Origin of the sequence: Vibrio tetraodonis, assembly GCF_003350295.1 — a bacterium.
GTDB classification, from domain to species: Bacteria; Pseudomonadota; Gammaproteobacteria; order Enterobacterales; family Vibrionaceae; genus Vibrio; species Vibrio tetraodonis.
In genome coordinates, this window is sequence record NZ_QLYY01000009.1 from 203,759 (window position 1) to 215,480 (window position 11,722).

4 protein-coding genes and 1 pseudogene are annotated in these 11,722 nt (G+C 44.1%); 1 reads left to right on the top strand and 4 read right to left on the bottom strand.

Annotation, left to right across the window (positions count from 1 at the left end; all coding sequences use genetic code 11):
- From DPF90_RS07125 to DPF90_RS07135, 3 genes are all read right to left on the bottom strand, one after another.
- Positions 1-2,106, bottom strand: coding sequence for a hypothetical protein (locus DPF90_RS07125; protein ID WP_114785630.1), 2,106 nt, complete (start codon positions 2,104-2,106; stop codon positions 1-3).
- 220 nt (positions 2,107-2,326) lie between these two features.
- The gene (locus DPF90_RS07130; RefSeq protein WP_114785631.1) at positions 2,327-2,731 is read right to left on the bottom strand and encodes a hypothetical protein; all 405 of its coding nucleotides are present in this window, start codon (positions 2,729-2,731) and stop codon (positions 2,327-2,329) included.
- Positions 2,732-2,908: 177 nt separating this feature from the next.
- Complete coding sequence (locus DPF90_RS07135; RefSeq protein ID WP_114785632.1) at positions 2,909-9,958, bottom strand: M91 family zinc metallopeptidase; 7,050 nt, start codon at positions 9,956-9,958, stop codon at positions 2,909-2,911.
- Positions 9,959-10,273: 315 nt separating this feature from the next.
- Between DPF90_RS07135 and DPF90_RS07140 the strand changes: the two genes are divergently transcribed.
- Positions 10,274-11,374, top strand: a complete 1,101-nt coding sequence (locus DPF90_RS07140; protein WP_114785633.1) for an acetate and sugar kinases/Hsc70/actin family protein — start codon at positions 10,274-10,276, stop codon at positions 11,372-11,374.
- A gap of 72 nt (positions 11,375-11,446) precedes the next feature.
- Here DPF90_RS07140 and DPF90_RS07145 read toward each other — a convergent pair.
- Positions 11,447-11,722 (bottom strand): annotated as a pseudogene (locus DPF90_RS07145) (IS4 family transposase); the annotation flags it as partial.

The following is an 11,722-nucleotide window of genomic DNA, read 5'->3' on the forward strand; positions in this document are numbered from 1 at the left end:
TTATCTTATCTCATCCCATCTATCTTGTAGTGACACATGAGAAGCTGAGAACACTTCATCAAAGTACTCTGAAATAGAATTGGTTAGATAGAGGGACGTTGTACTGTAATTCAACGTCAAATGTTCGCTATCCACTTGACCGTCAAAATACTGCAAAGGCCCTACTGAAATTGGAGGGATCTGAACATATCCACCCATCCCCATATAGCCCGGATATATCAAGCCTGTTGCGGGTAGACTTTTTACCTCCATAGCGGCATCAAGCTCGGACTTTCCTTGTATGCTCAATCCATTTCTCATTGCCACATATTGAGTATTCGTAAAACGGTCGGTTTCAAGCCAAACAAAACCATTGTATGGAGAATATAGAAGACCGTTATTACTCAAATCCGAACTGTATTTCGTTTGACCGTCGTCATCTGAATATGGAATAAATACTGACCCATAAACCGTGTGGCCTTTAAAGGCACATTTATAGGCTGGCTTCTTACCTTTTTTAAATTTTTCAACCAACTCTCTTTGATGTGCTGGATTCGCTTCATTATTAACAAACTGGTTGGCATGGAGTTCTAACGCACTTACCAGCACACGAGTATAGTCTGCTTGTTTTGAACGAAGAACGTGGTCAAAGCGAAATGGAATTTCTGTGTCCATCTCATATCTGGTTTTGGTGATCTCATCCACGATATACGCCTTGTCCCCATTAGAAACTGGCCGTCCATCTAGGTAATACCATTCACCGCTTGGTATTGGCTTCATCAACATGTCAGAAAGTGACATCGTCTCCGTTGTATATGGATTCGATCCAATTGGGTAAGACACTGCCCCCATTGGTCCTACAGGAGCTATGAGGGGAACCGACAAACTTCTAATCAAAAACGTCGAACCTTCCGTAAGAGGGATTCGAGGATACTTAGCTGAAAATTTAGCGACAAACTTTCTTACTTCTTCGTCTAGTAAGTTTTTCATATTCGCATTAACAGTATCTAATAGAGTGCCCGCAGTTAATGCTTGGGCTTTGACTTCCAACATATTTGATTGTGATGTAGCCAAATATCGCCTCAAGCCTGCTAATAAAGCGGTAAACATATTACGCAGATTCATATACCCCACATAGCCCTCCCCTGCTGGATCTAGCTGAGGGTTGCTACCCGTGAGCACAGCATGATCATAAGCTAGGTATGCCACCGCACCTTGTAACCGAATTAGAGTGCTCAATATTTCTGGATCTTGTGGTGTACGCTCAAATTCTCCCTGTGAGAAGCCAAAGCGAGCCCGCATATCTCGCTCCAATTGGTCATAGCGTTCAGTGGCAGTAATGCTGCGTATCGTTTTGTCCGTGCCCTCTGATCGTATTTGGTTATATGCCCACAGTAGTGAGCCTTTTATAAAGTCCACCTTTGACGGTAAACCATTGGAGCCTGACGCATACCTTCGACGATAATTATCCGATTTTTGATAGAGAGGCAGACAAGTAGCTCGTCCCCATGCGGCTTCAAGCCTCATGCCATCGGAGGCGCCAAATATTTTTCCCAAAGGGAGTACATGGAGTGCATCCCATGTTCGTGTTCCACCGTCATTGATTCGACTGACTAAGATCGCAGGGCTTGTCGCACTTACGCCATCAGTCAATCCAGGGAATCCAACTGCCAACAAATCATCGAGTAAAACAGAATCTGCATCACTATGTACGTTCCACTGCAAACATAAACTTCGAGCTCTCAGATCACCATCTATATACCGCAATGCCTCTGGGTCAGAACTAAAATAACAACGAAGCCAGTTAAGCTGATCCATCATAAAGACCTCAGATGACAAGGAATTGAGATCTGACGTTGACATACTCGCTAGCCTACGAGTTAACCTACCATGAACTTCCGATATTGTATCAAGCCGAACTGGGCTCGATGCTGGATTAAACGCATAGGTATCTCGACGTGTTCTCTTTGAACGGCTTGAAGTCCCATCCTCTGAAATGCCATTCCAAGGTAGGATAAGCGGTGTGGTTAAATGATCAATGCTGGGGGAAACGGACAAATTAGTATTGCTCACTTCCCCAAAAACATAAGGGGGTAGTGAATTAAGGGGATTTATTTCTTCGGTCATAAACTGAAGCTCCTCATTATATAAATTAATGTGAGCTTTCAGCCTATCGAAAATATATATTTATAGATTGTAAATAGCTATGGATAATGTATTTTGTTTCTATTAAAACACTCACATATAATTAATGAAAAATTCAGTATTGTGATTTTAAAGTAATTTTCTACCTTTACTTTGGAGGAACATCCACGGTTGCTAGGATTTGTGCAGTTCAATAGGCTAACTACCATTTAAATACATCAAAAGCATTCTTTAAAGACTCAAAACTACTCTCAATGCGCTTATCAAGTTGGTAATCACTTACTTTTTCTTTCATATCGGTTACCGCAGAACCCGCCTGTTTAGATATTTCTTCAGGGACAGACTCTATAGTGTGTTTAACTTCTTGAAATTCGGTCTCCACTTGGTCGTGAATATCATGATACTGCTGGCTTATCTCCTGCTTCAATAAATCCGCAGAGTCTTCAAAAGTATCTTGTAAAGAATGCCAAAAGCTTTTCCCATGTGATTTGATACGATTAGCATCAATCGATGTGAGGCCAGATTCAGCAGACACCAATGGTGTTGCAAGAGAAGTTAAAGATTTGATTGGATTTGTTGATGAAGGTTCTAGAGACTCATCCGACACGATAAATTACCCTTATTTTAAGACTTGTTAAACGATAGGTAATATAGCCAATTAAAACGACGATTGAGCGTACGAAACACACAAAAAACACCAAGCTACCAAAGTCCAACATGAATTGTACAGGACTAGATCAAAGGTCTAGTATGAAAGCTAGACCTTTGTCAGCAGTTCAGTAAATTACATCCAAGGCTCAGATTTTACTTTATGCCAAAGTTCCTCATCTTCTGGATCAGGTCTATATCTTATTGGTCCAGTGAATTTTGCTGCTAAGTAATAAATCCTATCGTCCTCTGAATGACGCCTAGTACAAATTTGCCCTCTCTCAATATAATCACCTATTCTTCCAGCTATTGGACTTTCCATAGACCCTCTTCCACTACTAGGAGGTGGAGGCATGCTCGTTATGGGATCTTCCATCGTTTCACCAGCCGGATTACTTTGGTTCGATGCACCTTGTATAAGAGATTCCGATGCTGTCGGAGGCGCTTCTGGCACAGTTTCGAATGACTGAGGCTCCCCATTCATCATGCGGCCCCATATTTCGTCAGTTGTGCCAAAATCGAGTACCTCGTTGGGTTTGGTTGCAGCAGTAGGCTGTGATGCAGGGGTATACCCTTTATCAGGGTCCTGGAATGTGGACCTTATCCTATCATCAGCAGATGGCGCTCCCCCCCATTTGGTGCCCATTGAGACAGGCCCGCGCCCGATGACATTCGCCGTATGTTCACGAGCAGTAAAAACTTTGTCCGCAGGAGTCGGCCCAGGGAATACCTTAAAATTCGTCATTGCTTTAGGGTTCGCGGTACCACTTGCAGCTGAGAATGCCGCAACTTTACCCATGCTATACCCCATATTCCTCCCCGCTTCATCTCTCTCGGCAATTGTTTCTGCATTAGCCATATTCAAAGAGCCTTGAACAATGGTGAACCCCATCCTAGCCATAAACTTGATAGGTAGCGGTAGAGAGTCAGTCGCCGCAGTCCAAGCTTTCCCTAGCTCATTGACCCAGAAACTAAAAGCCTCAATAACTTCCTCACCTTCTGAGCGTGAATTTACGTCCATCCAGTTTTTCATAAAATCCATGAAATTTTCTGTATTTTTTCCCAAAAGTGCATCTTCGTTTTGGTGGTCGACAAGATTTAGCCGCAAATCATAACCAGACAGGTCATGGCCTAACGAAGATAAACGATCCTCTGGCTCTATATGCGCTGACATAAATCTGTAGAACTCACTATTTGGGTCCCTTAACCAGTAATAAGCTTCTTTCATTCCTTCCTGTTCGTTTCTCCAGCTATGCTCATCATCAACCTTGGTTGTAGTATATGTCTCGTCGCTTGACTGAGAGAAAAACGTCAGCGTGCCATCAACATTTCTTACAGCAAACACCGAATCCATATTGATACGACGGCTATGCCCAAAGTGACCATCCTGCTGGTTATTTATTCCCACAGATACAAGATCACCCTGATTAAGACCTAGCTCTTCACGCCTTTGGTTGAGCTCTTCGCTTTGGTGATCGAAAAGATCTAGCTGCAATTTATAGCTGGACTCCTCTGGCACTATGTGTGCTGTCATAAAATTGTGGAACTCACTATTTGGATCCCTTAACCAGCGATAAGCTTCTCTCATTCCGTCCTGTTCGTTTCTCAAGCTATTCTCATCATCAACCTTGGTTGTAGTAAATGTTTCTTCGCTATACAAAGAGAAAAACGTCAGCGTGCCATCATCATTTTTTACAGCAAACACCGAATCCATATCGAGGGGTCCACGATTTATTGTATGGCTATCCGGTTGGTAATTTATCCCCACAGATACCAGATCACCTTTGGTAACACCGAGATCTTCAAGCCGCTGATTGAGCACCGATTCTCTGTCAAAAAAGTCTAGCTTCAATTCATAGTCAGAGGCGGAAAACCTTTCCTTAGGATCTATGTGCGCGGACATAAATTTGTTGAACTCACTATTTGGATCTTTTAACCAGCCCTGTGCTTCTATCTCACCTTTCTTTTCGTTTTCCCACGAGCTTTCCTCATCAGCATTGGTTGTTGTAAACGTCTTGTCAGTTAACAAGGAAAAAAACGTAAACGTGCCATCGTCATTTCTTATAGCAAACACCGAATTCATATTGAGACGGCCGCTATGCCCAACAAGGCTATCCGGTTGGTGATCAATTCCCACTGTTACCAACTGACCTTTGTCCGCTCCGAGATCGGTAAGTCGCTGATAGAGTTGTGTTTTCAAACGGTGCTGCAGTGCCCCCATAAACTGCGGGTTGCCTTTGAGATCATCGACATGGTCCATGTATTCATTCTGCACTCTCACATTGCCCAGCTCACGCTCTAGGCCGGCAACCTCCTGGTCGGAGCTTGTCATTGATGCGACCGAGCAATAGCCATTCCCGGCAGCAGGGGACAGGCTTTTTGCATACTGTTTGTGTTTACCAAGTAGAATCTCTTTAACTGTAAACTCTTTCTCCGTAGACCATTCATCTTGTTCAAAATCGTCGCCACTTGTCCACGTTCGTTTAACATGATCAAATCTAACCATGACTTTCTTATCAAGAAATGATGCATCAATACCTTCTCCTTCTGGAGGAAGGCGTCCGTTCTCTTCTAGGGTTCTTTCTGCAATCATCAGAAGGAACTGGTCCGGGGTGAGAGTCTCACTCATTGATAAAACTTTATTGTGTTCATGCGCCATTCGCATGTGCTCTGCAAATTCCTCCGGTCCTCCATAAATATCTATCAGTGCTCGCTGCTCGTCCGGAGACACGACTGTACCATCGGGCAGTGCCAAAAGGTCCATATTTTCATAGTATGATCTGGCGGCTGCCTCTATATCCTCAACGTTGCCCGGAAGAAACAAGTAGCGAACCTCAGGTATTCCCGGAGATGTGGCCTGATTAATGAATATGGCTTCAGCGTTTGTTAATATATTTTGTTGTTCTAGAAGAGCCTGAAGCTTTTCTTCATCCTCCCAATCTCGATTGTCTAGCTTTTCATTTACTGATTCTAACTTTGATAAAATCAATGCATATGCTTTGACACAGTCACCAGTAAAATATGCCGTTCTCAGATCTTTAATAGTTTCGCTCTTGAATTCATCAACAGTTAGGACCCTGCTATCTGAGTCTCGACTATATTCTTGATCTAACTCCTCATTCCAACCTTGTTCGATATTCCAATTAACATGTTCTAAATATTGTTTCGCTATGTTTTCTTCAAACGAACCTGCCTTAGCTTCAGCTAACCAAAGCTTTGCATAGGCTAGTCTTTCAATGTTGGGAACTTCACTTTTAAAGAGGGCCATTTCTTTATCGACCTGGTTAAGCTTTGCTTCAAGTTCAACTTTCTTTTTATCCAACCAATTACGCTTAAGGAAGCGGATACCGGGGGTCGCCTCTTTTTCTCTCTCACACCACTCTATCCCGCCTTGAAGCTCCCTATACCTTTTAAACAAACCAACTTCTGTTTTCAGATTTGAGTTGTCTGGGTACTGGAAATACAGTCGTCCTTCATCTGAGTCTCCCATGGTGTAATGGGTTCTAGGTTCAATCCCCAACTCTTTTCTAAGTTGATTAACCGTGAAAATAGGTGCGCCTTCTTTAAGATGTGCCTTTTTCACGTCTGTCTTGCTAAAATCATCTGTTTGATCATCTTGCACATACGGTATACCTACCGCCATATGCTCTAATCGTTCCTTATCTTCTTTAGTAAACGTTGAACCATCTTTGATCAGATTATCTTTATCTAGGATATGTATCAGTTCATGGGCAAGTTTCAGCATTGGCTGCTGTATACCAGCGCTATCAGAATCAAAAGAAGAAAGACTTAGAGGGTCAAAATAGATAATATTTTTGTCCAAATCTGTACTGGCAGGATAAATGGTCATGCCGTGATATAATTTTGGCTCTGGAAAACAAATTGAGAAATCCTTTCCTTGTAACGCAGTGAGTAGTCTCTCCCCTTCTTCAGTCTCAGAAAGTTCACCAAGCACGTCAGATACGTATTCAAAGTATTCTTCGGTACCTTTTATCTTAATAGTATGGGTTTCTGACACCTTGTATTGCCAATCTTCTTGGCGAAGACGCTCTTCTTCACTAGGCTGAGTGATCTCAACCCCCTGCTCATTCATCGACTCAATCAAGTCACGCCCAAAAGGGGTACTGGCGATTTTCGCAAGCGATTTATCGACCGCCCCTTTGTACTTCCCTTGCCCTCGGTTTATGTCGGGATAGGCGTTAGAGATGCGGTTCGACTCATCTACCGCATCCAACTCTTGAGACGCCGATTCCCCCGCCAATGCCTGTTTAATTTGTTCAACCACTTGCTGCTCGTCGCTGGTTAAATTCGGTGAGGGTTCCATCACCAAATTCGCCGCGGTTTTCGCGCCAAGGCTCACTGGGACTGAGTCACCGGTAAGTAGCGTCTCCGTGCCCAGAACCTTAGCCCAAGAGCTAATCTTGACCTTATCTTCTTCTTTTTCCACCATTGCGTTGTGGGCGTGCGCCGCCGCCGATACCCCGGCAGCAAACACAGTTTTCACCGTGCTTCCAACTGGGATCATTAACATCTTAAAGCCAAGCTGCTCTAGCCTGTGGGTGATACGGGCTTTAATCACTTTGTAAGGTTTATCTTCGCCTGGCATCACGCCTTGCTTGATTTTTTGCACGTCATACCCAATACGGATCAGAGAAATCGGCACCTTGATACCCGCCCGAACCCCTATTTTAATTGGTGTCACCGTCAAGCCACCAACCACATCCATACCACCTTCAATAAAGCTGACTACCACACCGCGTGCCAACCGCTTTTGTGACCAACTGACAATAAACTCGGCCAGTGTTTTCTCTTGCGCAGCGTACTCTGCAGGGCTCATGGGTTTAATGGTTTGATCGCGATACGCATAGCGCCACTCGCCCGCAATTCGGGTTGAGAAAAAGATCCCTAAGGGGTCTTTATCCGATACTAAACCGATCAGCATATTGCGCTCGGTCAATGCATGACGAATCACTTCTGTGTCTGGGATAAGCGCAGCGTCTGTATGCCCGGCTTCACGCAGCACCTCATTAGCACAAATACCCCAGTCTTTAGCTACCCTCGATCTTCGCGAGAAAGGCCCAAGCGGTTGGCCAGTATGTTTAAGCGCCAGTGAATCCAGTTCATCGTAGGCATCTCGGGCGGCTAACCCAGCAAAGCGGGCTTTATGTATGATGCTATCTAGACTGCTGTCTTGATAATCTGATGCTTTTGTCGCGCGGGCTCTCAGTTTAAGCGCCATTGCCCTCACTTTTTTATACGCCTCCCCTTTGCGTAGCGCATCTTCAATTTTTACCACAATATTGCCAAGACTTTCCTGTCCTTCTTGAGTTAAGACTTCTTGACCAACCCCAAGGAAGTAATCCACCGTCTTGTTAAACCTTTGCTCAGACAAACCCATGTCTTTGATGGTGGCTAAGATGTTCACCAGACGCTGACGCTCTGAGGCTGAGATTTGGTTCAATTGGGCGCTGCGACTTGAAGGCTCTTGCGCCAACAGGTTTTTCAGTGTGTGTACGTCTCTGCCAAGTGAAGGGCGAATCTTTGTGTCCGGGGTATCTTCACTGAGTGACAGGCTTTGGAGCTGCTCTAAGAGCTTGGTTAAGTCGTCAACTTGATAGTGTTTAAGTACGTCTTTTAGCGCACCGTTGCCGCCGAGTGACACTTGAGCCAGGAGTGACTCTGATGCTTGCTGCGCTTTCTTAAGGCTTGGTTCAAGCACTTCTTGGCGAGATTTTTCCGCCTCACCAGTGCCCTGCTCCGATTGAGCGCTCGCCGCTTTGTTGATGCCCGAGGTCGCCGCACTGCCCTCTGTCACCGTTTCCAATACATCAGCACTGTCGGCGGTATTATGTTTGCTCTTAGCTATTGATTGTGCAGCGCCGAGCAAAGGCGCATAGTCATACTGCATACGAAACGCTGGCTGGATAAGGACCCAACACAAGCTGCGCACAATTGAGCGAATGATTTGATCATCATGCGAAAGGTTATGGTTAAGGGCTTTATTTACTCCCTTGGCCATGGGTGAGCGCGCTTTATGCAATAAGTGCAGAGCGGTTGGCGCCACATAGGTTGGAGTGCGGGCCACTTGCATCGCCACTTTGGCCAGTTTGTTTTTGGCCCCTTCGCCCATTTTGGCCACTGTGCTTTTGGTCGCTTTACCCGCCTTAACCGCTGCATCCTCAAACTTGAGGATCTGCTCACCCATGGCCACCTCTACATCGGCAAGGTTAATGCTCTTACTTTCCTTGTCTTGTTCATGCTCTCCGCGCTGACGTTTTTCTTCTTTGCTCTGACCCGCCTTTGAGACAAGCATAGAAGCCGCGCTGTCTTTAAAACTCGGATCAAACTGTTTTTGCTTACCCTTAAGATGGTTAATCACCACTTCAAGTGCGTTCATCACCTGATCAAAATAGGCTTTGACTTCGGCTTCACGCTTGAAGGTATTTCGCCAACCTTTGCGCTGTATCTTGTTCTTACTCGACTCAAGTTCATGACGCACGTCTTGAAGACGATTTCTCACAGCATGCCTACACAGCGTCACATGATGGCGCAGGTTTTCCGTATCTTGAGTCAGGCCATGTTTTTGTTTGTACTCAGTGGAGACTTTCTCTTTCCAAGTCTCTAGCTCTAAATCTTGATCATGTTCAAACGCTTTTAGCGCTTCAGTAACCACTTTTAAACTTCCATCGATGTGCCTTGCAAGCTGATACGCATTGGCCCTATCAGATTTGGCCAACTCATCAATCCAGCCTTTCGACTTACTATTGGCGTCACTTATCATGGCATCAACGGGTGACGACAATTCAGCGGGTATATTGGTGATCGCTTCTTTGGCCTGTTTAAGCTCTGTGATTAAGTCACGCTGAATATCAATCTCTTGTTCATTGTATCCCTGCTCAATAAAGGTCTTGGCCTGCTCGTATTTGTCTTGCCACGCCTGCCAGACCAATTCGAGGGTGTCATCACTGGCCTTCAATGTTGTGTTCAGCCGCTCTTTAGAAGCTGGCGTTACCCGCTTATCCATAGCTTCTAAAAGCGGTGCTTGTGACTTGTCCATACGTTGAGCCGACGCGCGGTTGGTTTCAATCGATGTTAGGCCAGAACCCGCATACACAAGCGGGGTAGCTTCACGGGAAGAGGTGTTAAGAACGTTGTAAGGCACAAGCACTTTAGAGTCGTTAGGCACGGGATTATCCTTAATTTGCAATTTAGAAAACTGCCAAACGATAACCAATCAAAACGACGATAGAACGTACAAAACGCGTAAGTGACAAAACCAAAGTCTATGGTATTTACTAGAAAAATATGTCAGCGAGTTAACATGCTTTTTTATATGACAAATACTGATATGAAATTTGTCATTTATGGTATGACCAAATGTCTATATTTAACGACTCGTGATACAACTTATTATACAGGGGTTGGTTTTATGAAATAAATCATAGTTATATCGCTAGTACCTTGCTCCAAGGTAGTTAAATTATTAGTAATAGGAATTTTAATGAATATAAGAAAATTATGTTATTTAGCTGCAATATTAGTATCCTCATCTGCCCTGGCAGAAAGTACGTTTGTAATTGATGCAGGCAGCGGAGGCTCGAGATTATTCGAATATCAATACCACCAAGACACATCATCTGATCACGGACTACCTGTGATTGATGAACAAATTAAACACCAAAGTATCAAAGGTGGTGTGCAAACTATCAAAGAGGCAAATTTAGACAGTTATATTGATAGCCTATTTGTAGAAACCAAAACAACTCCAGATCACGTATACTTTTATTCTACTGCTGGCATGCGAACCATTTCAGCGACGGAGAGAAACTCAGTTAATCAGAGAGTCAAAGATGCACTTGCCAAGCGATTCCCTGATGCGGATATCAAAGTTAAAACAATCACGGGACAAACAGAAGGCGCATATGCTTGGCTAACCGCCAACTACTATAATGGGTCTTTTGTTAATGACCAGAAAACAACGGGCATTATGGATCTTGGCGGAGCTTCAACTCAGATCACCTATGAAACGAAAACAGGCGACGATCTGTTTAATGTCAACGTAGGAAATCTAAATTACACGCTTTCTTCAACCAGCTACCTTGGTTTGGGTCAAAACTTGGCGGTTAGCCAATACTTCAATCAAGCCGCATGTTTTCCTAAAAATTATCCTTTACCCAATGATCAATTGGGAACTGGAAAATTTGGTGAATGCGTAGAAAAAATTGAGCCTCTTATCAATGGTGTTCATAGCGTTAGTACCAAGAACGCGCAATCAGGAACAAGTGCGGATTTATATGCGATCGGCGGTTTCTTCTATAGTAGTACTGGCCTAGGGATAAACGACGCTTATAGTCTGAGCAAGCTCGAAGAAGCAGGCAAAGACTTCTGTTCCCAGAATTGGGAAGACGTAGAGCAAGGTAAAACAGATTACGAATTTAACCCTCACCTATATGCTGGCTGCTTTAATGCCGCTTATCAGCATACGTTAATTACCAAAGGCTACCAGCTTACAGATGATACAAATAACATCACACCTGTAAGAGAACTCAAAGGCAACACCATCAGCTGGACACTAGGCCCAGTCCTCGCACCGGATTTGTGATGGGTTGAGGAAAGTTTAAGGACCAAATACAACAAACCCCAGCATTTGTGCTTAATGCCGTTCGGATAAGTATTAACACTTATATCTAAATGGATATTTGGCCCGAACAAAGAGGACTGAACGTGGAAACGTTCGGTCCTTTCTTTTATCTGGCAAAATGAAATGGCTGATGCTCTCTCGCATTTGTTTGAGCCTGACAGGTAAAGTGCCATCGGGGCTGAGCGCTAGCCATCGCAACTGGGCATCTATCAAATTTATTGCTGCTGTGAAGCTAACCCGAGTTGGGCTTACATTGGCATCTTCGGCAATATGAATCATTTCTAAACGTACTAAATTATAGGCAAGCAA